21 protein-coding genes are annotated in these 23,307 nt (G+C 59.7%); 9 read left to right on the top strand and 12 right to left on the bottom strand.

What is annotated here, in order from left to right; genetic code table 11:
- Positions 1-30: 30 nt before the first annotated feature.
- From phoU to ACM6IN_RS16455, 5 genes are all read right to left on the bottom strand, one after another.
- Complete coding sequence (gene phoU / locus ACM6IN_RS16475; RefSeq protein ID WP_007920250.1) at positions 31-792, bottom strand: phosphate signaling complex protein PhoU; 762 nt, start codon at positions 790-792, stop codon at positions 31-33.
- 71 nt (positions 793-863) lie between these two features.
- Positions 864-1,697 carry a phosphate ABC transporter ATP-binding protein PstB gene (gene pstB / locus ACM6IN_RS16470; protein WP_007920249.1) on the bottom strand — a complete coding sequence of 278 codons (834 nt, stop codon included), beginning with the start codon at positions 1,695-1,697 and terminating at the stop codon, positions 864-866.
- A gap of 184 nt (positions 1,698-1,881) precedes the next feature.
- Positions 1,882-3,552, bottom strand: coding sequence for a phosphate ABC transporter permease PstA (pstA, locus tag ACM6IN_RS16465; protein ID WP_007920248.1), 1,671 nt, complete (start codon positions 3,550-3,552; stop codon positions 1,882-1,884).
- Between the two features lie 16 nt (positions 3,553-3,568).
- On the bottom strand, positions 3,569-5,602 hold the full coding sequence (locus tag ACM6IN_RS16460) for an ABC transporter permease subunit (RefSeq protein WP_176472336.1): 2,034 nt from the start codon (positions 5,600-5,602) through the stop codon (positions 3,569-3,571).
- A gap of 422 nt (positions 5,603-6,024) precedes the next feature.
- Positions 6,025-7,023, bottom strand: coding sequence for a phosphate ABC transporter substrate-binding protein PstS (locus ACM6IN_RS16455; RefSeq protein WP_122660264.1), 999 nt, complete (start codon positions 7,021-7,023; stop codon positions 6,025-6,027).
- A gap of 188 nt (positions 7,024-7,211) precedes the next feature.
- Here ACM6IN_RS16455 and ACM6IN_RS16450 point away from each other — a divergent pair, with 188 nt between their 5' ends.
- The gene (locus ACM6IN_RS16450; RefSeq protein ID WP_007920245.1) at positions 7,212-8,270 is read left to right on the top strand and encodes a helix-turn-helix domain-containing protein; all 1,059 of its coding nucleotides are present in this window, start codon (positions 7,212-7,214) and stop codon (positions 8,268-8,270) included.
- Positions 8,267-8,758, top strand: a complete 492-nt coding sequence (locus ACM6IN_RS16445) for a type II toxin-antitoxin system VapC family toxin (RefSeq protein ID WP_007920241.1) — start codon at positions 8,267-8,269, stop codon at positions 8,756-8,758. The genes ACM6IN_RS16450 and ACM6IN_RS16445 overlap by 4 nt, the downstream gene beginning before the upstream one ends.
- A gap of 16 nt (positions 8,759-8,774) precedes the next feature.
- Here ACM6IN_RS16445 and ACM6IN_RS16440 read toward each other — a convergent pair whose 3' ends face one another.
- The gene (locus ACM6IN_RS16440) at positions 8,775-10,073 is read right to left on the bottom strand and encodes an MFS transporter (protein ID WP_007920239.1); all 1,299 of its coding nucleotides are present in this window, start codon (positions 10,071-10,073) and stop codon (positions 8,775-8,777) included.
- Between the two features lie 377 nt (positions 10,074-10,450).
- On the opposite strand from ACM6IN_RS16440, the gene ACM6IN_RS16435 reads away from it, so the two are divergent.
- A complete protein-coding gene (locus tag ACM6IN_RS16435) occupies positions 10,451-10,855 on the top strand; it encodes an acyl-CoA thioesterase (protein ID WP_003229628.1) in 405 nt (134 codons plus the stop codon).
- Between the two features lie 58 nt (positions 10,856-10,913).
- Entirely contained in the window at positions 10,914-11,813 is a 900-nt protein-coding gene (locus ACM6IN_RS16430) for a D-hexose-6-phosphate mutarotase (RefSeq protein WP_414916378.1), read from the top strand.
- A gap of 83 nt (positions 11,814-11,896) precedes the next feature.
- On the opposite strand, the gene ACM6IN_RS16425 is transcribed toward ACM6IN_RS16430, so the two are convergent.
- The 5 genes from ACM6IN_RS16425 to ACM6IN_RS16405 all read right to left on the bottom strand — a co-directional run bounded on the left by ACM6IN_RS16425 (position 11,897) and on the right by ACM6IN_RS16405 (position 15,718).
- Positions 11,897-12,433, bottom strand: coding sequence for a DUF3299 domain-containing protein (locus tag ACM6IN_RS16425; protein WP_007920225.1), 537 nt, complete (start codon positions 12,431-12,433; stop codon positions 11,897-11,899).
- A gap of 93 nt (positions 12,434-12,526) precedes the next feature.
- Positions 12,527-12,772: a GlsB/YeaQ/YmgE family stress response membrane protein gene (locus ACM6IN_RS16420; RefSeq protein WP_007920223.1), complete on the bottom strand. Its 246-nt coding sequence runs from the start codon at positions 12,770-12,772 to the stop codon at positions 12,527-12,529.
- Between the two features lie 111 nt (positions 12,773-12,883).
- Positions 12,884-13,966 carry a 5-(carboxyamino)imidazole ribonucleotide synthase gene (locus tag ACM6IN_RS16415; RefSeq protein WP_158958421.1) on the bottom strand — a complete coding sequence of 361 codons (1,083 nt, stop codon included), beginning with the start codon at positions 13,964-13,966 and terminating at the stop codon, positions 12,884-12,886.
- Positions 13,967-13,976: 10 nt separating this feature from the next.
- Positions 13,977-14,468 (bottom strand): 5-(carboxyamino)imidazole ribonucleotide mutase, encoded by a 492-nt coding sequence (purE, locus tag ACM6IN_RS16410; protein WP_007920220.1) that lies wholly within the window; start codon positions 14,466-14,468, stop codon positions 13,977-13,979.
- Between the two features lie 332 nt (positions 14,469-14,800).
- Positions 14,801-15,718, bottom strand: coding sequence for a LysR substrate-binding domain-containing protein (locus ACM6IN_RS16405; protein ID WP_123376075.1), 918 nt, complete (start codon positions 15,716-15,718; stop codon positions 14,801-14,803).
- Between the two features lie 180 nt (positions 15,719-15,898).
- Here ACM6IN_RS16405 and aspA point away from each other — a divergent pair, with 180 nt between their 5' ends.
- The 5 genes from aspA (at position 15,899) to ACM6IN_RS16380 (ending at position 22,873) form a co-directional block, all read left to right on the top strand.
- On the top strand, positions 15,899-17,323 hold the full coding sequence (aspA, locus tag ACM6IN_RS16400; RefSeq protein ID WP_414916377.1) for an aspartate ammonia-lyase: 1,425 nt from the start codon (positions 15,899-15,901) through the stop codon (positions 17,321-17,323).
- A gap of 452 nt (positions 17,324-17,775) precedes the next feature.
- On the top strand, positions 17,776-19,224 hold the full coding sequence (locus ACM6IN_RS16395; protein WP_007912101.1) for an alanine/glycine:cation symporter family protein: 1,449 nt from the start codon (positions 17,776-17,778) through the stop codon (positions 19,222-19,224).
- A gap of 172 nt (positions 19,225-19,396) precedes the next feature.
- Positions 19,397-20,401 (top strand): asparaginase, encoded by a 1,005-nt coding sequence (locus ACM6IN_RS16390; RefSeq protein ID WP_414916376.1) that lies wholly within the window; start codon positions 19,397-19,399, stop codon positions 20,399-20,401.
- 248 nt (positions 20,402-20,649) lie between these two features.
- Positions 20,650-21,642 (top strand): AraC family transcriptional regulator, encoded by a 993-nt coding sequence (locus tag ACM6IN_RS16385; protein ID WP_414916375.1) that lies wholly within the window; start codon positions 20,650-20,652, stop codon positions 21,640-21,642.
- 205 nt (positions 21,643-21,847) lie between these two features.
- Positions 21,848-22,873 (top strand): histone deacetylase family protein, encoded by a 1,026-nt coding sequence (locus tag ACM6IN_RS16380; protein WP_414916374.1) that lies wholly within the window; start codon positions 21,848-21,850, stop codon positions 22,871-22,873.
- A gap of 134 nt (positions 22,874-23,007) precedes the next feature.
- On the opposite strand, the gene ACM6IN_RS16375 is transcribed toward ACM6IN_RS16380, so the two are convergent.
- On the bottom strand, positions 23,008-23,304 hold the full coding sequence (locus ACM6IN_RS16375; RefSeq protein ID WP_414916373.1) for a hypothetical protein: 297 nt from the start codon (positions 23,302-23,304) through the stop codon (positions 23,008-23,010).
- Between the last annotated feature and the right edge of the window lie 3 nt (positions 23,305-23,307).

Here is a 23,307-nt window from a genome sequence, read left to right as displayed (position 1 = left end):
CAAAGGGCCGGGCGCTTTTCTCAGGCAATCTTACTTATCGTCAACATCGCCCGGAACATTAGCGGTTTCGCCGCTTGTGCCTTCAACTTCTTCTTTCATGCGCTTGAGGCCCATGTGGCGTACGTCGGTACCGCGCACCAGGTAGATGACCAGTTCGGAGATGTTGCGCGCGTGATCGCCGATGCGTTCCAGCGAACGCAGCACCCAGATGATGCTCAAGACCCGCGAGATAGAGCGCGGGTCTTCCATCATGTAGGTCGCCAACTCACGCAGGGCGGTTTTGTATTCGCGGTCGATGATCTTGTCGTACTGCGCCACCGACAACGCCAGATCAGCGTCGAAACGGGCAAACGCATCCAGCGCATCGCGGACCATGTTGCGCACCTGGTCGCCGATATGGCGAACCTCGACGTAACCGCGCGGCGCTTCACCTTCTTCGCACAGCTGAATCGCGCGGCGAGCGATCTTGGTCGCTTCGTCACCGATGCGCTCAAGGTCGATCACCGACTTGGAAATACTGATGATCAAACGCAGGTCGGACGCCGCCGGTTGACGACGGGCAAGAATGCGCAGGCATTCTTCGTCGATGTTGCGTTCCATCTGGTTGATCTGGTCATCAATCTCGCGCACCTGCTGAGCCAAGCCGGAATCGGCCTCGATCAGCGCGGTCACCGCGTCGTTGACCTGCTTCTCGACCAGCCCGCCCATGGCCAGGAGGTGGCTGCGCACTTCCTCAAGCTCAGCGTTGAACTGCGCGGAGATGTGGTGGGTAAGGCCTTCTTTACTAATCATGTTGGCGTCCTTGGAGCGTCCGGTAAGGTGCGGTGGGCCGCAGCGTCAATTCTGTGAATAACCCGCAACTGTCAGCCATAACGACCGGTGATGTAGTCTTCGGTCTGCTTCTTCGCCGGATTGGTGAACAGGGTGTCGGTGTCGCCGAATTCGACCAGTTTGCCCATGTACATGAACGCGGTGTAGTCCGAAACCCGCGCAGCCTGCTGCATGTTGTGGGTCACGATGACGATGGTGAACTTGGATTTCAGCTCGTAGATCAGCTCTTCAACCTTCAGGGTCGAGATCGGGTCGAGGGCCGAGCACGGTTCGTCGAGCAGCAGCACTTCCGGCTCAACCGCGATAGTGCGGGCGATCACCAGACGTTGTTGCTGACCGCCAGACAGGCCGAGTGCCGATTCGTGCAGACGGTCTTTGACTTCGTCCCACAGTGCCGCGCCTTTCAACGCCCATTCGACCGCTTCGTCGAGGACGCGCTTCTTGTTGATGCCCTGGATGCGCAAGCCGTAGACCACGTTTTCGTAGATGGTCTTCGGGAACGGGTTGGGCTTCTGGAACACCATGCCGACGCGACGACGCAGCTCGGCGACGTCTTCGCCTTTGCGATAGATGTTGTTGCCGTAGAGGTTGATCGCGCCTTCGACGCGGCAGCCGTCAACCAGATCGTTCATGCGGTTGAAGGTGCGCAGCAACGTCGATTTACCGCAGCCGGACGGGCCGATGAACGCGGTCACGCGCTGCTTCGGGATGTTCATGCTGACGTCGAACAATGCCTGCTTCTCGCCGTAGTACAGGCTCAGGCCCGGCACTTCGATGGCCACGGTTTCCTGCGCCAGATTCAGGCTTTGCTTGTCGCGACCCAGGGCAGACATGTTGATGCCGTGGCTATGTGTTTCGTGCTGCATGGGAGGCTCCCTGTGCTAACAAATTCGGTTCGTTGAACCACTGGCCTTGCCAATGGGTTACTGAAAATCTGTGGCTTGCGCCGATCCTTGTGGGAGCTGGCTTGCCAGCGATGGCATCAGCGCGGTGTTACTGGCTGACCGAGTCGCCTGCATCGCTGGCAAGCCAGCTCCCACAGGATTTGTGTTAACTGTCCAAAGCTTTGTATTTTTCACGCAGGTGGTTGCGGATATACACCGCCGACAGGTTCAACGTCGCGATGACCAGTACCAGCAGCAGCGCCGTGGCGTACACCAGCGGACGCGCCGCTTCGACGTTCGGGCTCTGGAAGCCGACGTCATAGATGTGGAAGCCCAAGTGCATGATCTTCTGATCCAGGTGCAGGTACGGGTAGTTGCCGTCCACCGGCAGCGACGGCGCCAGTTTCACCACACCCACCAGCATCAGCGGCGCCACTTCACCGGCGGCGCGAGCCACGGCGAGAATCATGCCGGTCATCATCGCCGGGCTGGCCATCGGGATCACAATCTTCCACAACGTTTCAGCCTTGGTCGCGCCGAGGGCCAACGAGCCTTCACGCACAGTACGCGGGATACGCGCCAGACCTTCCTCGGTCGCGACGATCACCACCGGCACCGCCAGCAGCGCCAAAGTCAGCGAGGCCCAGAGCAGACCCGGGGTACCAAAGGTCGGTGCCGGCAATGCTTCGGGGAAGAACAAGCGGTCAACCGAACCACCGAGTACGTAAACGAAGAAGCCCAGACCGAACACGCCATAAACGATCGCCGGAACGCCAGCGAGGTTGTTCACCGCGATGCGGATAATCCGCGTCAGAGTGTTCTGCTTGGCGTATTCACGCAGGTACACCGCCGCCAGTACGCCGAACGGGGTAACGATCATCGCCATGATCAGGGTCATCATCACGGTGCCGAAGATCGCCGGGAAGATCCCGCCTTCGGTGTTGGCTTCACGCGGGTCATCCGAAAGGAATTCCCAGATCTTGCTGAAGTAGAAGCCGACCTTGGTAAAGGTGCTCATCGCGTTCGGCTGGTAGGCGTGAACCACTTTGCCCAGACCGATTTCGATCTCTTTGCCGTTGGCATCGCGAGCGGTCAGGGCATCGCGGTTGAACTGCGCATGCAGATCGGCCAGGCGTGCTTCGATGTCCTGATAACGCGCATTCAGTTCGGCGCGCTCGGATTCCATGTCCGCTTGTGCGGTGGCGTCGAGCTTGCCTTCCAGTTCCAGTTTGCGACCGTGCAGACGGATGCGCTCAAGGCCTGCGTTGATCGCACCGATGTCAGTCTTTTCCAGCGACTTCAGTTGTGCCGCCAGCCCATTCACACGGTTGATCCGCGCCTGCAGCTCAGGCCACGCGGCCTCGCCTTCGGCGATGACCTTGCCATCCTGTTTGACGTTGACCAGGTAGCCGTAGAAATTGCCCCACTCGCGACGTTCGATCGCCATCAACTCTGGCGGCGTGGTCTGGTTGGTCAGCCACTCGCCGACGATCCACGTGAAGTCGTTGCCATTCAGGTCACGGTTGCCGACCTTGATCAGCTCGCGGGTCATGAATTCCGGGCCTTCATCGGGCACCGGCAAACCGGCACTCTTCAGACGGGCACGGGGCACTTCTTCCTTCTGTACCACTTCGCCGATGACCAGGTGATTGGCCTGGCCCGGTACGTCGTAATGGGCGTGGACCAGGTCGGCCGGCCAGAAGTGACCCAGACCACGCACGGCAATTACCGCCAGCAGGCCAATGGTCATGATGACCGCGATGGACACCGCGCCACCGCTGATCCAGACGCCCGGGGCGCCGCTCTTGAACCATCCTTTCAGGGAGTTCTGTTTCACAGACTTCTACCTTTGCTTAAAGCGACGAGTATTTCTTGCGCAGACGCTGACGAATCAGTTCTGCCAGGGTGTTCATGACGAAGGTGAACAACAGCAGTACCAGCGCCGAGAGGAACAGCACGCGGTAGTGGCTGCCGCCGACTTCCGACTCGGGCATTTCCACCGCGACGTTGGCAGCCAGGGTGCGCAGGCCTTCGAACAGGTTCATTTCCATGACCGGGGTGTTACCGGTGGCCATCAGCACGATCATGGTTTCGCCTACCGCACGGCCCATGCCGATCATCAGCGCCGAGAAAATCCCCGGACTGGCAGTCAGGATCACCACGCGAGTCATGGTCTGCCAAGGCGTGGCACCCAGAGCCAGCGAGCCGAGGGTCAGGCCGCGCGGCACGCTGAACACGGCGTCTTCAGCGATCGAGTAGATGTTCGGGATCACCGCAAAACCCATGGCCAGACCGACCACCAAGGCGTTGCGCTGGTCGTAGGTGATGCCGAGGTCGTGGGAGATCCACATGCGCATGTCACCGCCGAAGAACCAGTTCTCCATGAACGGGCTCATGTACAGCGACAGCCAGCCCACAAACAGAATTACTGGAATCAGCAGCGCACTTTCCCAACCGTCCGGGACTTTCAGGCGGATCGATTCAGGCAAGCGGCTGAAGGTGAAACCGGCGACCAGAATGCCGATCGGCAACAACATCAGCAGGCTGAAGATGCCCGGCAGATGCCCTTCGACATACGGCGCGAGGAACAGGCCGGCGAAGAAACCGAGGATCACCGTCGGCATCGCTTCCATCAGCTCGATCACCGGTTTGACCTTGCGGCGCATGCCCGGGGCCATGAAGTACGCGGTGTAGATCGCCGCAGCCACAGCCAGCGGCGCGGCCAGCAGCATCGCGTAGAACGCAGCTTTCAGGGTGCCGAAGGTCAGCGGTGAGAGGCTCAGTTTCGGTTCAAAATCGGTGTTGGCGGCGGTCGATTGCCAGACGTATTTAGGCTCGTCGTAGTTCTCGTACCAGACCTTGCTCCACAACGCGCTCCAGGAGACTTCCGGGTGCGGGTTATCGAGCAGCAGCGGTTGCAGCTTGCCGCCGGCTTCGACGATCACACGGTTGGCACGCGGCGACAGACCGAACAGGCCTTGGCCTTCCACCACTTGATCGACCAGCAAAGTGCGGTGCGCGGTGCTGTGGAACACGCCGAGCTTGCCGCTGGCATCCAGCGCGAGGAAGCCTTTGCGACGTTCTTCAGCGCTGATTTCAACGATCGGCGTGGTGCCCATCTGGAAGGTGCGGATCTGCTTCAGGCGCAGCTCGCCATCGGTATCGCGGGCCATGAACCATTGAGCCAGACCACCCTTGGAGTCACCGATGATCAGCGAGATACCACCAACCAACTGCGTGGTCGCGGTGACTTCGGCGTCAGCGTTTTCCAGCAGTTTGTAGCGACCGTTGAGGCTCTTGTCGCGCAGGCTGAACACATCGGCCTGAGCACGACCGTTGACCACGTACAGCCACTGCTGGCGCGGGTCGACGAAGATGTTTTTCACCGGTTCAGTCATCTGCGGCAGATCGATACGCTTCTGCTCGTTGGTGACTTCGCCGGTCATCATGTTTTCTTCGCTGGTCAGCGACAGCACGTTGAGTTGCGAACCGGTCGAACCGACCAGCATCAGCGTCGTGTCGGTGGCGTTCAGGCTGACATGCTCCAGCGCACCGCCGGCTTCGTTCAGCGCGATCGGCGTCTCGCCGTACGGATATTCGATGGCCGGGGTGATGGTTTTCTTGCCATCGGGGTAGCTGACTTTATAAGTGTGACGGAACACCAGCGCCTGGCCGTTGGACAAGCCCACGGCTACCAGCGGGTGGCCCGGCTGATCTTCACCAATCGAGGTCACGGTGGCGCCAGCAGGCACCGGCAGATCGACGCGCTTCAGTTCAGCGCCACTGTCGATATCAAAGAACAATGCCTGACCCTTATCGGAAACGCGCATGGCCACCTGATTCTGCTCTTCGAGCGAAATCATCAGCGGCTTGCCGGCGTCCTGCATCCAGGCCGGGGTGATCGAGTCTTTCGCGGTCAGGTCGGCACCCTGGAACAGCGGCGCAACCACGTAGGCGAGGAAGAAGAAGATCAGGGTGATGGCTGCCAGCACCGCGAGACCGCCAACGAGGACGTACCAGCGGGTGAAGCGATCCTTGAGCGCGCGAATACGGCGCTTGCGTTGCAGCTCAGGCGTATTGAAATCAATGCGCTTGGGAGGATTAGTAGTCATGTGGGAATTGGCCAGATCATTCATGCGCTCACCCTAGCGATCCTGTATGACAGAAAGATGACAATGCAGTGACGCAGCAAATCCACCGCCAGCGGGACTGGCAGAGGATCAAAAATTTGAGGTGTGGAAAAGGCCGGCCTGCGCGCAGATCCGGCCTTTTACCTGAGTCCGGTGGGGTTCACCCTGGACTCAATTTGTTACTTCTTTGCGACAGCGCCGCCTTCCTGCAGACCCAGGTCAGCCAGTGCTTTTGCAGCAACCTTGGCTGGCAATGGAATGTAACCGTCTTTAACTACCACTTCCTGGCCCTGCTTCGACAGCACCAGTTTCACGAACTCGGCTTCCAGCGGGGCCAGAGGCTTGTTCGGGGCTTTGTTGACGTAAACGTAGAGGAAACGCGACAGCGGGTATTTGCCGTTCAGGGCGTTTTCTTCGGTGTCTTCGATGAAGTCAGTGCTGCCTTTCTTGGCCAGCGGTACGGTTTTAACGCTGGCGGTTTTGTAACCGATGCCCGAGTAACCGATGCCGTTCAGCGAGGAGCTGATCGACTGCACGACCGAAGCCGAGCCTGGTTGTTCGTTGACGTTTGGCTTGTAGTCGCCTTTGCACAGGGCTTCTTCCTTGAAGTAGCCGTAGGTGCCGGATACCGAGTTACGGCCGAACAGTTGCACTGGCTTGTTGGCCAGGTCGCCGGTCACGCCCAGGTCGCCCCAGGTTTTCACGTCGGCTTTGGCGCCACACAGACGGGTCGACGAGAAGATCGCGTCAACCTGTTCCATGGTCAGGTGCTGGATCGGGTTGTCTTTGTGTACGAAGACAGCCAGGGCATCAACGGCCACCGGGATAGCGGTTGGCTTGTAGCCGTACTTCTGCTCGAAGGCCGCCAGTTCGGTGTCCTTCATCTTGCGGCTCATCGGGCCCAGGTTGGAGGTGCCTTCAGTCAGTGCAGGTGGCGCAGTGGCGGAGCCAGCGGCCTGAATCTGGATGTTTACGTTCGGGTATTCTTTTTTGTAGTTCTCAGCCCACAGGGTCATGAGGTTGGCCAGGGTATCGGAGCCGACGCTGGACAGGTTGCCCGACACACCAGTGGTCTTGGTGTAGCTCGGGATAGCAGGGTCAACAGCGGCAACCGCGTTGGCAGTCGCAACGCCAGCAGCGACAAAAGTCATTGCCGCCATCAAACGCTTCAGTTTCATGCCTTACTCCTAGCAGATAGGGTGTGTTAAGTCGGGGCCAAGTATCAGCAGGCCGTGTGAACACTCTATGGCTGAAATATGACAATTGGATGAAAGGCCAGCATGGGCATCACCTTTAAAAAAGGAAACGCTTTGCAGGTTGACAAATCATCTTCTAAATATAGTCTTGTCAACCACGAGAGGGCCCCATGATAAACGATCGAATTCGCCGCGCACGTCTGCAAAAAGGCCTCAGCCTTGAGGCTTTGGCGATGGAGCTTGGCGACATAACCAAGCAAGCCTTGAGCAAATATGAGAAAGGGTTGAGTACCCCTAACTCAACTCGTCTGCTGCAACTGGCCAGAGCGCTTCAGGTCAGCCCTGAGTATTTCTTCCGCGTGGAAGCAATTGCGCTGGCGCCTCTGGAGTTTCGAAAACTGGCCCGAATGCCTAAATATCGCCAGGCACAGGTGGAAGAGAAAATTCGGGAACACCTTGAGCGTTACATCGCGCTTGAGGAGTGTTTCGATCCTGCCGACATACATACCCCAGCTACTCCGGCACAAATGATCCCCGTTTCCTGCCTTGAGGACGCCGAACGCGCAGCAGAGCAACTTCGTCAGTTCTGGGGAATTGGTAGCGACCCTATAGCCAATCTCACCGAACAGTTGGAGGAGCACAGCATAAAGGTCGCCATGCTAAACGGCCCGGACGATTTCGACGGGGCCTGCGCCGCCACCGGTAACGGCGAGCACGTGTTGATTGCACTGAATGCCGATCGCCCAGGCGAACGAATCAGGTTCACTGCCGCGCATGAACTCGGCCACTGGGTCATGGCATTACCCGAGGATATGCCGGAGAGGGACAAGGAAAATTGCTGCCATCGATTCGCCGGCGCGTTTCTCTACCCGGCGAAAAGTGTCACCGGTGACTTCGGTAGCCATCCTCGCTCCAGAGTTCATCCACGAGAACTGCTGATTGCAAAGCGTCAATACGGGATCTCAATGCATGCCGCGTTGAGACGCCTGAAAGATCTGAAGCTTCTTAGCGAAAGTGGCTATAAATCCCTCACTATCCAATTCAGCGCCAACGGCTGGCGCAAATCAGAACCTGAGCCGCTACCTTGCAAACCGCCGCAAAGATTTGAGTCGCTAGCATTCTGGGCGTTGGCAGAAGGGCTGATCACCAAGTCTCGGGCTGCCGAACTCCTGCGCAAACCAGTTAGCGCACTGGACCCCAATTTCCTGGGTTCACTGGAGAATGCATGAGTTTGATCTTCATCAGTGATACGAATATCTGGATTGATTTCAGAAACGCCGGATTACTGGAGCAGATGTTTCGATTGCCATTCACACTTTGCTGCACCGACTTTGTCATGCATGAACTTGCCGACTTTCCCCACCAGGAACTGCTTGATCGAGGGCTGAGTGTCGAATCGTTCGATGAATCTGGCGTGATCAGACTCTTTGAGCTGAAAGTCGAACACAACAACAGCTCACTGGCAGACGTGTCTTGTTACCTGCTCGCACAGGAAACAGGACGTCCGTTGCTGACCGGAGATGGCAAGTTAAGGCGCCAGGCACAACGAGATGGACTGGAGGTGCACGGCGCTCTTTGGTTACTTGATCTGATGGTTGAGCATCAAGTAATTGAAAAGTCGGATGCCGCAAACGCCTTGGCCCACATGCTTGAGCATGGCGCTCGACTCCCGACAGGAGAATGTGAATCAAGGCTCTCACGCTGGCGAGAGCCCTAGAAGCAGAATCTTGGGATCAGCGCCCCTTCTTCCACAGCCACGCCCCGACCAGAATCCCCATCGCACACAGCACCGCCACATAGTAGGCAGGCCCCATCGCGCTTTCTTTCAACAGCAGACTCACCACCATCGGCGTCAGGCCACCAAAGATCGCGTAAGCCACGTTATACGAGAACGACAACCCGCTGAAGCGCACCACCGGCGGGAACGCTTTGACCATCACGTACGGCACCGCACCAATGGTGCCGACCAGAAAACCGGTCAGCGCATAGAGCGGGAACAGCCAGTTCGGGTGATCGGCGAGGCTGTGATAGAAGGTCCAGGAGCTGATCAGCAGACCCAGGCAACCAAATACGAACACCCGGCCTGCGCCAAAGCGATCCGCCAGTGCGCCGGAAATGATGCAGCCGATGCTCAGGAACACGATCGCCAGACTGTTCGACTGCAGCGACTCTGTCGGCGTGAAGTGATAGACCGTTTGCAGCACGGTCGGCGTCATCAGAATGACCACGACGATGCCAGCGGAGAGCAACCAGGTCAGCAGCATCGAGATTGCAATCGCGCCGCGATGGTCACGCAGCACCGCGCGCAGCGGCACTTCTTCAGCCAAGGCTTTGCGCAGTTGCAGCTCGGCGAACACTGGGGTCTCGTGCAGCCAGCGGCGCAGGTAGACCGAGAACAGGCCGAACACACCGCCGAGCAGGAACGGGATTCGCCAGGCGTAATCGGACACCTCGGCAGGCGTATAGATGCTGTTGATCGCGGTGGCGACCAGCGAACCGAGCAGAATACCGGCGGTCAGGCCGCTGGTGAGCGTGCCGCAGGCGTAACCCATGTGCTTTTGCGGTACGTGTTCGGAAACGAAGACCCATGCCCCCGGCACTTCACCGCCAATCGCCGCGCCCTGAATCACCCGCATCAATAGAAGCAGGATCGGCGCCCACATGCCGATCTGCGCATACGTTGGCAGCAGACCCATGATCAAGGTCGGCACGGCCATCATGAAAATGCTCAGGGTGAACATCTTCTTGCGCCCCAGCAGGTCGCCGAAGTGCGCCATGACGATGCCGCCCAGCGGCCGCGCGAGGTAGCCGGCGGCGAAGATGCCGAAGGTCTGCATCAGGCGCAGCCACTCGGGCATATCGGCCGGGAAGAACAGCTTGCCGACCACGGTGGCGAAGAAGACGAAGATGATGAAGTCGTAGAATTCCAGCGCGCCGCCGAGAGCGGACAGCGACAGAGTCTTGTAGTCATTGCGGGTCAATGGTCGTGCGGGTTGCTCGGGCTGCGCGAGGCTCGAAGGCGCTGTGGTCATGGCAAGGGCTTCTCTTATAGTCGGATCTGCCGCCACAACAACGCTGGCAGTGGCTCGGGCAGGTTCGGCACCATAGCAAATTGTTCGAAAAAGCACATAGAGGCGCGTAATTGACGGTCAAAATCAGAACCGGATGGTCGTCGCGGAGTCTACCGACCGATATACTCGCCACCTGCGCAGGATTTGTAAGAGGTTACTGTGCGAAAACGTTGTTGGCCCGTCCTTTGCTCGGGATTTAGCCTTTTTCGCAGAGTTTCCCTTTAGGCGCCTGATGGAAAACGTGACGAACGCAGTGTGTTCGGTGTTGAATCGTTTTTCTTGAAGACGGCTACCACCAGCAATACCCACGAAGAGTCACGGGTCAGAGGCCCCACGGCATGATAGAGCTCGAACAAGAAGATCCGATCCCGCAAGGCGACCTGGCCCTGCAAATCACCGCACTTCCACGCGAAACCAACGGCTTTGGCGATATTTTCGGCGGTTGGCTGGTAGCGCAGATGGATTTGGCCGGCACCGCAATGGCCAGCCGCGTGGCAGGTGGTCGTGTAGCGACCGTAGCCATTGATCGCATGGCGTTTCTCGTGCCAGTGGCAGTGGGTGCGCAATTGTCCTTTTATACCCAGACCCTGGAGATCGGCCGCAGCTCGATCCAGATGATGGTCGAAGTGTGGAGCGACGACCCGCTGTCCAGCGAGTGGCGTAAAGTCACCGAAGCCGTATTCGTCTTCGTCGCTATCGACGGCAGCGGTCGCACCCGCTCGGTTCCACCGCGCGCGCGTTAAACCTCGCGGCCGTTTTGCGGTCGATAACCGTCCCAAGTGTCTGATCGAGAGCTGTCCCATGAACACGCCCAACGTTGAAGCGGTGAAACTGAATGAACTGAACTGCTGGCGCATCCGCCACGGTCAGGCCGAAGTGCTGGTGACCCAGCAAGGCGCGCACATCCTCAGTTATCAGATCGATGGCCAGCCGCCGATCATCTGGCTCAACGACAAGGCCGAGTTCAAGACAGGCAAAAGCATTCGCGCCGGCGTGCCGGTGTGCTGGCCGTGGTTCGGCAAGTTCGAACGCAACCCGCAGAGCGTGCAGGCCATGTACACCGGTGAGCAACCGGCACCCGCGCACGGTCTGGTGCGGGCGATGGATTGGGAGCTGGGCGGCATCGAATCAGAGGCTGACGGCGTCAAGGTCGAATTCAAGCTGCCTTACCCCGAAGGTGGCCTGCCGGGCTGGCCGCATCAGGTTGATCTGAGCCTGACCCTGCATTTGTCCGACCAATTGAGCTTCAGCCTGACCAGCCATAACCGTGGCAGTGACACCGTCAGCCTGAGTCAGGCGCTGCACACGTATTTCGCAGTGAGTGACGTGCGCAATGTGCATGTCGACGGTGTCGATGGCTTGAATTACATCGAGACGCTGGATGACTGGAAAACCAACAGCCAGCAAGGTGACCTGCAGTTTGCCGGTGAGACCGACCGTATCTATCTCAATGCGCCGCCACAGCTGAGCATCGTCGACCCGACCTGGGAGCGGCGCATTGTGCTGACCGCCACCGGCTCGCGCACAGCAGTGATCTGGAACCCGTGGATCGATCGCGCGGCGGCGCTTGCTGACATGGATAACGATGGCTGGCAGCGCATGCTGTGCATCGAGACGGCTAATGTGATGGATGACGTTGTGGATCTGGCACCGGGTGCGAGCCATACCATGGGCGTCAGTGTCGCCAGCAAACCGCTTTAAGATCAAAAGATCGCAGCCTTCGGCAGCTCCTACATTGGAATGCATATCCTTGGAGGAGCTGCCGCAGGCTGCGATCTTTTGCTTCAGAGATCAGACTCCTGCACCACCCGCACTTTGTCCGCTTCCAACGCATACGCTGCGTCAGCCAGGTCATTGCTGACCTTTTCAACCTTCAGCGTGCCGGTCACCCACAACGGCGTGTAGATATCGTCCAGCTTCAAACCTTTCGGATAACGCACCAGCACCAGTTGATTCGGTGGCGGTGGCGGCACGTGGATGCAAGCGCCCGGATACGGCACGAGGAAGAACAGCGTGCTGCGACCCTTGGCGTCGGACTCCAGCGGCACCGGATAACCACCGATGCGAATGTGCTTGTCGTTCATCGACGCCACGGTTTTGGTCGAATACATCACCGCCGGCAGACCTTTGGCCTGCTTCATCCCGCCCTTCTCGGTGAAGGTGCCGGTGGCTTCCGGGGAGTTGTGGTCGATTTCAGGCATGGCCTCGAGGGCCTTTTGATCCGACTTGGGCATCAGTTCGAGCCAATCGGTTTCCGGCAGTTCGCCGGCGTGGGCCAAACCGCTGCCCAGGAAGAGGAGAGTCAACAGAAGACGGCGCATGAAGGTGCTCGGTATAGAAAGGAAGGAACAGTGAATCGCCGAGCATTCTAGCCCTCCCGGCCACTTTGGCAGAGAGGGCTTTGTCGCTTTGGATCAGTTCTTTTTGATCAGGCCGTAGATCACCAGCAACACGATTGCGCCAACCAGTGCGCCGATGAAACCTGCGCCCTCGCCCGCGTGATAGATGCCCAGAGCCTGGCCGCCGTAAGTGGCTGCCAGCGAACCGCCGATACCGAGCAGGATGGTCATGATCCAGCCCATGCTGTCATCGCCCGGTTTCAGGAACCGCGCCAGCAGGCCGACGATCAAGCCGATAAAGATGGTTCCGATAATTCCCATGGCATTTCCCTCTGATTTGGTAGATATGCCAAAGCCTAGACAGACTTTGGCATCCTGCCATGAGAGAACGGCGGCCCCTGAATGGTTCCGCCGCTGCCACATGAAACTGTTTTACTCGGCGATCAGCGCTTCGACCTTGACGATCTGCGCTTGCAGCGTGGCCATGTCGGCGCAGCGCAGGTTGGCGTGGCCGACCTTGCGCCCGGCCTTGAAGGCCTTGCCGTAGTGATGCAGATGGCAGTCTTCGATGGCGATGACTTTCTCAACCGGCGGAACCACACCGATGAAGTTGAGCATCGCGCTCTCGCCAACCTTGGCGGTCGAACCCAGCGGCAGGCCGGCAACGGCGCGCAGGTGGTTTTCGAACTGGCTGCACTCGGCGCCTTCGGTGGTCCAGTGCCCGGAGTTGTGCACGCGCGGGGCGATTTCGTTGGCTTTCAGGCCACCGTCGACTTCAAAGAACTCGAACGCCATGACGCCGACGTAGTCGAGTTGCTTGAGCACACGGCTCGAGTAGTCTTCGGCCAGCGCCTGCAACGGGTGATCGGTACTGGCAACCGACAACTTGAGGATGCCGCTGTCGTGGGTGTTGTGCACCAGCGGATAGAACCTGGTTTCACCATCGCGAGCACGTACGGCGATCAGCGAGACTTCACCGGTGAACGGCACGAAGCCTTCCAGCAGGCAGGACACGCTGCCCAGCTCGGCAAAGGTGCCGACCACGTCTTCCGGTTTGCGCAGAACTTTCTGGCCCTTGCCGTCGTAACCCAGGGTGCGGGTTTTCAGTACGGCCGGCAGGCCGATCGAAGCCACCGCAGCGTCCAGATCGGCTTGCGACTGAATGTCAGCGAAGGCCGGAGTCGGGATGCCCAGGTCCTTGAACATGCTCTTTTCGAACCAGCGATCGCGAGCGATGCGCAGGGCTTCGGCGCTCGGGTAGACCGGGACGAATTGCGAGAGGAATGCCACGGTTTCGGCCGGGACACTTTCGAACTCGAAGGTCACCAGATCGACTTCATCGGCCAGTTGGCGCAGATGATCCTGATCGCCGTAATCGGCCCGCAGGTGTTCGCCCAAAGCGGCCGCACAAGCGTCCGGCGCAGGGTCGAGAAAAGCGAAGTTCATGCCCAGCGGAGTGCCCGCCAAGGCCAACATGCGACCCAACTGGCCGCCACCGATTACACCGATCTTCATCTCAACAACCTCAGGCAATACGTGGGTCTGGATTGTCCAGGACGCTGTCTGTCTGCTCGGCACGGAAGGTTTTCAGTACCGCGTGGAACTGCGGATGCTTGGCGCCGAGGATGCTCGCCGAGAGCAGGGCTGCGTTGATCGCGCCGGCCTTGCCGATGGCCAGGGTGGCGACCGGAATGCCCGCTGGCATCTGCACGATCGACAGCAGCGAGTCGACGCCCGAGAGCATGGCCGACTGCACTGGCACCCCCAGCACCGGCAGGTGGGTCTTGGCCGCACACATGCCTGGCAAGTGGGCTGCGCCACCGGCACCGGCGATAATCACCTCGATGCCGCGGCTTTCAGCCTCTTCGGCGTACTGGAACAGCAGATCCGGGGTGCGGTGGGCAGAGACCACTTTGACCTCGTACGGGATGCCGAGCTTTTCCAGCATATCGGCGGTGTGGCTAAGGGTGGACCAATCGGACTTGGAGCCCATGATCACGCCAACCAGTGCACTCATCGTCGCGCCTCTTCTCTCTGGAGCGCCCGCAGGCGCGTCATAAAACAACAAGCCACGCAGGTTGCGTGGCTTGATTGTACGAAAAATGGCCGGACGTGCCGGCCGAAGGCCGCGCAGTATACCGCAAAGAAAGCAATAAACAGCCCCCGAAACGACCATCTGTCAAATGAGCGAAAGGCCCGGTTTTATTGACCTGAAGGTCAGAGCATAGACATCACACGATCCCTGTGGGAGCTGGCTTGCCAGCGATGGCGTCGCATCAGCAAACAGAGTCGGTGTCTGACCCACCGCCATCGCTGGCAAGCCAGCTCCCACAGGGTTTTTCATCAACCTCAGGTTACGGTCGTACCTTGTGCGGCGCCGCCTTCGAGCTTGCGCCACAGCAGCCGCACGTTGGCTTTGCGCACTAGAGCGCAGCGGTACAAACGGATCTCCAGCGGCACATGCCATTGCGGGCCGCCGCAGACCACCAGTTCGCCACGGGCCAATTCCGCGCGCACGCTCAGCTGTGGCACCCAGGCAATCCCGAGACCTTCCAACGCCATGCTCTTCAGACTGTCAGCCATCGCGGTTTCGTAAATAGTGGTAAAGCGCAACTGCCGCTGACGCAGCAATCCATTCACCGAGCGCCCGAGAAACGCTCCGGCGCTGTACGCCAGCAACGGCACGCTGGCATCACCTTCCAGATCGAACAGCGGCTTGCCATCAGCATCCGCCGCGCACACCGGCAACATCTCGGTCTGGCCCAAATGCAGCGACGGGAAGATCTCCGGGTCCATCTGCATCGCCGCGTCCGGGTCGTAGAACGCCAGCATCAGATCGCAACCACCTTCACGCAACGCATGCACCGCGTCACCGACGTTGGTGGCGACCAAGCGCGTGGCGATGTTCAAACCTTCATTACGTAGTTGTGCGATCCAGCGCGGAAAGAAACCCAGCGCCAGCGAATGCGCCGCCGCGACCTGCATCACTTCGCCCTGCCCGCCTTCCAGATGATGCAGATGACGCAGCACTTCACCGAGCTGTTCGACCACGGTGCGTGCGGTCACTAGAAACAACTGCCCCGCCGCCGTCAGTTCAACCGGCGTGCGCGAGCGATTGACCAGGGTCAGCCCCAGCGCAGCCTCCAGACTGCGGATCCGCCGGCTGAAGGCCGGCTGGGTCACGAAGCGTCGCTCGGCCGCCTGCGAAAAGCTACGGGTGGCGGCCAGAGCACTGAAGTCCTCGAGCCATTTGCTTTCCAGATTCATCACGTCCTCCCGGACACGCACCAAAACAGGTCACACGTCTGCCGCGCACGCGGCGTCACACGGGCATTATGCCGAATGTGCATAGGGCAGTGCTGAACAGCATTGGCCCAAAATTTCCTACAAGCCTAGCATTCGCAGCGTTCCGGCACAGACCGGGTCCATATCGAGATGATTTCTATCATGTCCTCCGCTGCATCTTTCCGCACAGAAAACGACCTGCTTGGCGCCCTCGAAGTACCGGCTCAAGCGTATTACGGCATCCAGACCCTGCGAGCGGTGAATAACTTCCGTCTCTCCGGCGTTCCGATTTCGCATTACCCGAAACTGGTTGTCGGCCTGGCAATGGTCAAACAGGCCGCTGCTGACGCCAACCGCGAGTTGGGTCATCTGAGCGAAGCCAAGCACTCTGCCATCAGCGAAGCCTGTGCCCGATTGATCCGCGGTGATTACCACGAAGAGTTCGTGGTCGACATGATTCAAGGTGGCGCCGGTACCTCCACCAACATGAACGCCAACGAAGTGATCGCCAACATTGCGCTGGAAGCAATGGGTCACCAGAAAGGCGAGTACCAGTACCTGCACCCGAACGACGACGTGAACATGGCGCAGTCGACCAACGACGCTTACCCGACGGCGATCCGCCTGGGCTTGCTGCTCGGTCACGACACCCTGCTGGCCAGCCTCGACAGCCTGATTCAGGCATTCGCCGCCAAGGGCAAGGAATTCGATCACGTCCTGAAAATGGGCCGTACCCAGCTGCAAGACGCCGTGCCGATGACCTTGGGTCAAGAATTCCGTGCCTTCGCCACCACCATGGGCGAAGACCTGGCCCGTCTGAAGACGCTGGCCCCGGAACTGCTGACTGAAGTGAACCTGGGCGGCACCGCGATCGGTACCGGCATCAACGCCGACCCGCGTTATCAAGCGCTGGCGGTACAGCGTCTGGCCCTGATCAGCGGTCAACCGCTGGTTCCGGCGGCCGACCTGATCGAAGCGACTTCCGACATGGGCGCCTTCGTGCTGTTCTCCGGCATGCTCAAGCGCACCGCGGTGAAGCTGTCGAAGATCTGCAACGACCTGCGCCTGCTGTCCAGCGGCCCACGCACCGGCATCAACGAAATCAACCTGCCAGCGCGTCAGCCAGGCAGCTCGATCATGCCTGGCAAGGTCAACCCGGTTATTCCGGAAGCGGTTAACCAGGTGGCGTTCCAAGTAATTGGTAACGATCTGGCGCTGACCATGGCAGCCGAAGGCGGCCAACTGCAACTTAACGTGATGGAGCCGCTGATCGCTTTCAAGATCTTCGACTCGATCCGCCTGCTGCAACGCGCCATGGACATGCTGCGCGAGCACTGCATCGTCGGCATCACCGCCAACGAAGCGCGCTGCCGTGAACTGGTCGAGCACTCGATCGGTCTGGTTACCGCTCTGAACCCGTACATCGGCTACAAAAACGCCACCCGTATCGCCGGTCTTGCTCTTGAAAGCGGCCGCGGCGTGCTGGAACTGGTGCGCGAAGAAGGTCTGCTCGACGAAGCCATGCTCGCCGACATCCTGCGCCCGGAAAACATGATTGCTCCGCGTCTGGTTCCGCTGAAAGCCTGAGCCGACACGTTACTTGTAGCACCGCTCACCAGGTCGAGGGACTAGACACCTCTCACCTTTTGAGGGCTTGGGGATTTAGTCCCCAAGCCCTTTTTTTTAACTTTCTGCCCCTGAGACCCGTATGTCTGGGGATTGCTCGCTCTGACAGAAGAGCAATTCCTGCACAAGCCCGGCGCCGGTAACGCCGGGTGTTTCAAAGCCTCGTTTCGTCGCTTGCACCACGACTGTGCAGACGGGCGCGCCACTGATCGGTATAGTGCCGCCCCTCTTCGCATGAGCGGTCGTCGGTAACGAGGCCATAACCCATGTGAAACCCGAACTAATAACAAACCCGCGAAATGGATCCGGGACGAAATCCTCGCCTCACCTGTTGTGCCGCGCGCAAACCGGTGTAACGCGATGTTTCCGACCTTCCAGCATTTGCTCACACAAAAAACAGCGAGGAAAAATCCATGCTCGAAGTCATTAACGACTTCCTCTCAGGGAAAGTACTGATCGTGCTCATTGTCGGGCTCGGTAGCTACTTCACGATTCGCTCGCGTTTCGTTCAATTGCGTCACTTCTTCCACATGTTCGCGGTGTTCCGCGACAGCCTCAAGGGCAGCGCCGGGCAACTCAGCTCGTTCCAGGCCCTGATGCTCAGCCTTGCCGGCCGCGTTGGTGCGGGCAACATCGCCGGTGTCGGCATCGCCGTGACACTCGGTGGTCCAGGTGCGGTGTTCTGGATGTGGGTGACCGCACTGGTCGGCATGTCCAGCAGCTTCTTCGAGTGCACCCTGGCCCAGGTCTACAAGCGCGCCGATGGCGACGGTCTGTACCGTGGTGGCCCGGCCTACTACATCCAGCACGGCTTGAAGCTCAAAGGCATGGCGGTAGTGTTCTCGGTCCTGCTGCTGGTCACCTACGGCTTCGCCTTCATTGGCCTGCAGTCCTACACCGTGACCCACTCGCTGCAGAACGCCTTTGAATTCAACCCACAACACACCGGTATCGTCCTGGCAGTGCTGCTGGCCATTACCTTCATTGGCGGCATCAAGCGTATCGCTTCGGTGTCCGACCTGCTGGTACCGATCAAGACCCTCGCCTATATCGGCGTGACCCTGTACGTGATCGGTACTCAGATCGAACACGTACCAGCCATGCTGGAAACCATCTTCAAGAGCGCCTTCGGCCTCGATCCGGCCTTTGGTGGTCTGCTCGGCAGCGCCATCGTCATGGGCGTGAAGCGTGGCGTGTTCGCCAACGAAGCGGGCCTGGGCAGTGCGCCGAACGTCGCTGCCGTGGCTGCGGTGAAACACCCGGGCGCGCAGGGCGTGGTTCAGGCCTTCAGTGTGTTCCTCGACACTTTCGTGATCTGCACCTGTACTGCACTGCTGATCCTGCTGTCGGGCTTCTACACCCCGGGCTTCGAAGGTGACGGCATCGTCCTGACCCAGAACTCGCTGGCCGCCGTGGTCGGTGACTGGGGTCGCATGTTCGTCAGCGTCGCGCTGTCGCTGTTCGTCTTCACCTGCATCCTCTACAACTACTACCTGGGCGAAAACAGCCTGCAGTTCCTCACCCGCAACCGCGCCGCGCTGATGATTTTCCGTGGCCTGGTGCTGGCGCTGGTGGTATGGGGTTCGATGCAGGACCTGTCGACCGTGTTCGCCTTCGCCGACATCACCATGACCTGCCTGGCCTTCGTCAACCTCGTGGCCCTGGCCATGCTGTTCAAGGTCGGCATGCGTGTGATGCGCGACTACGATGCGCAACGCCGCGCCGGCGTCAAACAGCCGGTGTTCGACTCGAGCAAATTTGCTGATCTGGACCTCGACCTGAAAGCCTGGCCGACCAATCCGTCTGCCGCTGTCGGCAAGACTGAAGCCGAGCCGCAAGGCGTGCCTGCAGCGCAACGCTGACAGGTGAATGACGGGCGCATCCCCTGCGCCCGTCAGTTATTGTGGTGCAATAACTTGTCGGAGTTTGCCTGCTCGCGATAGCTGTCTTTCAGCCAACATCAACGCTGAATGATGAACCGCCATCGCCAGCAGGCTCGCTCCCACAAGGACCTCATCCTTTCGGAGAATCCCCATGAATTCGTCGACCTACCCCGCCGCCCAACACGTCATGGTGCTCTACACCGGTGGCACCATCGGCATGCAGGCCAGCGCCAATGGCCTGGCCCCGGCGTCCGGTTTCGAAGCGCGGATGCGCGACTATCTGCACAGCCAGCCTGAACTCGTCGTACCGCAGTGGCGCTTTCGCGAGATGTCGCCGCTGATCGACAGCGCCAACATGACCCCGGCCTACTGGCAGCAACTGCGTGAAGCGGTGGTCGATGCCGTTGACGTGCAAGGTTGCGACAGCGTGCTGATCCTGCACGGCACCGACACGCTGGCCTACAGCGCGGCAGCGATGAGCTTCCAGCTGCTGGGGCTGAATGCCCGTGTGTGCTTCACCGGTTCAATGTTGCCGGCTGGCGTTACTGACAGCGATGCCTGGGAGAATCTCAGTGGCGCACTGGTTGCCCTCGGCCAAGGCCTGGCGCCCGGTGTGCATCTGTACTTCCACGGTGAACTGCTGGCGCCAACCCGTTGCGCGAAGGTGCGCAGCTTCGGCCGTCATCCGTTCAAACGACTTGAGCGTCAGGGCGGCGGTGTCAAAGCCTCTTCGATTCCAGCGTCGTTGAATTACAACCAGCCGAAACAGCTGGCCAAAGTTGCCGTGCTGCCGCTATTCCCGGGCATCAGCGCCGAAGTGCTCGACGGCCTCCTCGACAGCGGCATTCAAGGTCTGGTGCTGGAGTGCTACGGCAGCGGTACCGGGCCGAGCGACAACCCTGAGTTTCTGGCAAGCCTTGGCCGCGCACGGGATAACGGTGTGGTGGTGGTTGCAGTGACGCAGTGCCATGAGGGTGGCGTCGAGCTGGATGTTTACGAGGCTGGCAGTCGCTTGCGCGGTGTCGGCGTATTGTCCGGTGGTGGCATGACTCGCGAGGCCGCGTTCGGCAAGTTGCACGGCCTGCTCGGTGCAGGCCTTGAAACTCAAGAAGTGCGTCGGCTGATCGAACTGGATCTGTGTGGTGAGCTACTCTGAGCATGGCTCTGGATCGGCCCTCACCCTAGCCCTCTCCCGGAGGGAGAGGGAACTGACCTTAGTGTCTTGCGCTATACGCCGACCTGAAAAAAACAGTCGATTATGGATTCGGCAGCGTTTTTTCAGGTCGGCGTATCTCGCCAATATCCCCCAATCGGCCCCCTCTACCTTTGGGAGAGGGTTGGGGTGAGGGGCTGCTGCGGCATGCAACTTGCTGCATTCCAGCCATCTCAAGGCTGGAAGATCCTATGCTCCACTCCCACCTCACCACCCTCAACGCCGTGTCGCTGATCCTCAACACCTTCAAGGCCGAAGGCCTGTCGAGCGATGCATTGCTGGCCGGCAGCGGCATCAGTGCGGCGGATCTCAGCCGCGCCGACACGCGCATCACCACCAATCAGGAGATGCAGGTCTGCGCCAACGCGGTCGCGTTAAAGCACGATATCGGTCTGGAACTGGGCCAACGCATGCACGTGTCCTGCTATGGAATCCTCGGTTACGCGCTGCTGACCTGTGCCACCTTCGGTGACGCTTTGCGCCTGGCGATCCGTTATCCGGCGCTGCTGGGAACACTTTTCGAACTGAATCTGGAAGACGACGGCGAGCGCGTCTGGTTCGTCGCTGCCGATTATCGCGAGAGCCCGGCGATGGCGGTGTTCAACGCCGAGTTCTGCCTGGTGTCGCTGAAAGTCATTTGCGATGACCTGCTCGGGCATCCGCTGCCTTTGCTCGCCACGCGCTTCGAACACGCCGCGCCGGACTACCGCGACAGCTATGCCGAACACTTCAACTCACCGTTGCACTTCGCGGCGAAGGACAACGCGTTTGCCTTCGATCGGCACTGGCTCGACCAGCCACTGCCGTTGGCGGATGCCATCACCCACCAAGCCATGGCCGAACGTTGCCGAAAGCAGAATCTTGAGTTCACCGGGCGTCAGGCGTGGCTGGGGCGGATTCGACAGTTACTCAGCGCGCAACTGAATGCAGCACCGGGACTGGAAGGTCTGGCGCAGCAGATGAAGTGTTCGCCACGCACCTTGCGCCGGCATTTGAAAGATATGGGCAGCAGCTATCAGGAACTGCTCGATGAGCTGCGTTTCGAGCGGGCCAAGCAGATGTTGTGTGAGGATCAGTTGCCGATCTATCGCATTGCCGAAACGCTCGGGTTCAGCGAGACCGCCAGTTTCCGCCATGCCTTTGTGCGCTGGAGCGGCGTGGCGCCGAGCCAATTCCGGGCCTGAAGATCAAAAGATCGCAGCCTTCGGCAACTCCTACAAGGGATCGGCGCAGGAGCTGCCGAAGGCTGCGATCTTTTGATCCTAAAGGGGCAATTTCGGTCAGTGTTTTTGGCCATATCCATCCCCTTTTGGCCTTTCCTGCCGTTTTCCGATTCGCCTCGCGCCGCAACACTGGGGGCAACTGAATCAGCCCTGCGGAGAACAACAAATGCTGACGATCTACTCGGACGATCATCACCTGCACCATGGCCGTTGCGAACTCATCGATGGCCAGCTCAAGCCGTGCTTCGAGATGCCGTCGCGCGCCGACCACGTCCTGCAGCGCGTCAAGAACCAGAACCTCGGCCCGGTCGAGGCACCGAAGGATTTCGGTCTGGAGCCGATCGCCCGGATCCACAGCCGCGACTACCTCGACTTCTTCAAAGGCGCGTGGGATCGCTGGACTGAATTCAACACCGACGGTGATCTGCTGCCCTACACCTGGCCGGCGCGCACCCTGCGTGCAATCAAACCCACCAGCCTGCATGGTCAGCTCGGTTATTACAGCTTCGACGGCGGCGCACCGATCACCGCCGGTACATGGCAAGCGGCCTACAGCGCGGCGCAGGTTGCCCTGACTGCACAAGCGCAAATCCAGTGTGGCGCGCGCAGTGCCTTCGCCCTGTGCCGCCCACCGGGACACCACGCCGCCAGCGATTTGATGGGCGGTTATTGCTACCTCAACAATGCCGCCATCGCCGCACAGGCTTTTCTCGATCAGGGTCACAAAAAAGTCGCGATCCTTGATGTCGACTATCACCACGGCAACGGCACGCAGTCGATTTTCTATGCGCGCAGCGACGTGCTGTTCACCTCGATCCACGGCCACCCGGAAGCGGAATTCCCGTTCTTCCTCGGCTACGACGATGAACGTGGCGAAGGCGCCGGTGAAGGCTTCAACTTCAACTATCCGCTGCCCGCCGGATCTGGCTGGGAGGTATGGAGTGCGGCGCTGGATCAGGCCTGCAACGAGATCGAGCGTTATGGCGCCGACGTGATTGTCGTGTCGCTGGGTGTCGACACTTTCAAAGATGACCCGATCTCGCAGTTCAAACTCGACAGCCCGGATTATCTGGCAATGGGCAAACGCATCGCCGCACTCGGCAAACCGACATTGTTTGTCATGGAGGGCGGTTACGCTGTAGAGGAAATCGGCATCAACGCAGTGAACGTGCTGGAAGGCTTCGAACAATAACCACAGTCCCGTCGCAACCGTAAAAACCGGACCCGCCCAGGCGGGTCTTTTTTCGCCCGCAATATGTATGTACCGCACGCGCGCCGCAGCCCGCCTCTACCTTGCCCGGAACCGTCGCCCTTTCGGCGCGGCCATCAGAGCAGGAGTTGCCCATGCCCGAAATCCCTTCGCCCAGCGCCGTCGATGTCGTGACCCAACTGGTGACTGGCCCTTCGCTGCGAGAAGTCGCGTCGAAAACGCTGCACCCGGCGCTCAGGACGCTGTATCCCGACCTCGATCTCGACCCGCAGCTGGCCGTGGTCGTAAGACCGACCTGGATCATTGAGGGTGATCAAGTGGTCCCCGGTCGCTATCTGATCGAATCGCTGACCGACACCCTGGTACGTCTGGGCCTCTCCGGCACCACGGTGGCGTATCTCGACGGTGAGCATTAT

The sequence above is a fragment of the Pseudomonas sp. IT-P395 genome, assembly GCF_949767675.1.
Classification (GTDB): Bacteria; Pseudomonadota; Gammaproteobacteria; order Pseudomonadales; family Pseudomonadaceae; genus Aquipseudomonas.
The sequence above is the reverse complement of the archived record's forward strand: the minus strand, read 5'-3'. Positions and strand labels throughout refer to the sequence as shown.

What these genes read in the sequence shown, in the direction of transcription:
- phoU (WP_007920250.1), bottom strand. Translation starts at nt 792, where the DNA reads ATGATTAGTAAAGAAGGCCTTACCCACCACATCTCCGCGCAGTTCAAC.
- pstB (WP_007920249.1), bottom strand. Translation starts at nt 1,697, where the DNA reads ATGCAGCACGAAACACATAGCCACGGCATCAACATGTCTGCCCTGGGT.
- ACM6IN_RS16460 (WP_176472336.1), bottom strand. Translation starts at nt 5,602, where the DNA reads ATGCAGGACGCCGGCAAGCCGCTGATGATTTCGCTCGAAGAGCAGAAT.
- ACM6IN_RS16455 (WP_122660264.1), bottom strand. Translation starts at nt 7,023, where the DNA reads ATGAAACTGAAGCGTTTGATGGCGGCAATGACTTTTGTCGCTGCTGGC.
- ACM6IN_RS16450 (WP_007920245.1), top strand. Translation starts at nt 7,212, where the DNA reads ATGATAAACGATCGAATTCGCCGCGCACGTCTGCAAAAAGGCCTCAGC.
- ACM6IN_RS16445 (WP_007920241.1), top strand. Translation starts at nt 8,267, where the DNA reads ATGAGTTTGATCTTCATCAGTGATACGAATATCTGGATTGATTTCAGA.
- ACM6IN_RS16440 (WP_007920239.1), bottom strand. Translation starts at nt 10,073, where the DNA reads ATGACCACAGCGCCTTCGAGCCTCGCGCAGCCCGAGCAACCCGCACGA.
- ACM6IN_RS16435 (WP_003229628.1), top strand. Translation starts at nt 10,451, where the DNA reads ATGATAGAGCTCGAACAAGAAGATCCGATCCCGCAAGGCGACCTGGCC.
- ACM6IN_RS16430 (WP_414916378.1), top strand. Translation starts at nt 10,914, where the DNA reads ATGAACACGCCCAACGTTGAAGCGGTGAAACTGAATGAACTGAACTGC.
- ACM6IN_RS16425 (WP_007920225.1), bottom strand. Translation starts at nt 12,433, where the DNA reads ATGCGCCGTCTTCTGTTGACTCTCCTCTTCCTGGGCAGCGGTTTGGCC.
- ACM6IN_RS16420 (WP_007920223.1), bottom strand. Translation starts at nt 12,772, where the DNA reads ATGGGAATTATCGGAACCATCTTTATCGGCTTGATCGTCGGCCTGCTG.
- ACM6IN_RS16415 (WP_158958421.1), bottom strand. Translation starts at nt 13,966, where the DNA reads ATGAAGATCGGTGTAATCGGTGGCGGCCAGTTGGGTCGCATGTTGGCC.
- purE (WP_007920220.1), bottom strand. Translation starts at nt 14,468, where the DNA reads ATGAGTGCACTGGTTGGCGTGATCATGGGCTCCAAGTCCGATTGGTCC.
- ACM6IN_RS16405 (WP_123376075.1), bottom strand. Translation starts at nt 15,718, where the DNA reads ATGAATCTGGAAAGCAAATGGCTCGAGGACTTCAGTGCTCTGGCCGCC.
- aspA (WP_414916377.1), top strand. Translation starts at nt 15,899, where the DNA reads ATGTCCTCCGCTGCATCTTTCCGCACAGAAAACGACCTGCTTGGCGCC.
- ACM6IN_RS16395 (WP_007912101.1), top strand. Translation starts at nt 17,776, where the DNA reads ATGCTCGAAGTCATTAACGACTTCCTCTCAGGGAAAGTACTGATCGTG.
- ACM6IN_RS16390 (WP_414916376.1), top strand. Translation starts at nt 19,397, where the DNA reads ATGAATTCGTCGACCTACCCCGCCGCCCAACACGTCATGGTGCTCTAC.
- ACM6IN_RS16385 (WP_414916375.1), top strand. Translation starts at nt 20,650, where the DNA reads ATGCTCCACTCCCACCTCACCACCCTCAACGCCGTGTCGCTGATCCTC.
- ACM6IN_RS16380 (WP_414916374.1), top strand. Translation starts at nt 21,848, where the DNA reads ATGCTGACGATCTACTCGGACGATCATCACCTGCACCATGGCCGTTGC.
- ACM6IN_RS16375 (WP_414916373.1), bottom strand. Translation starts at nt 23,304, where the DNA reads ATGCTCACCGTCGAGATACGCCACCGTGGTGCCGGAGAGGCCCAGACG.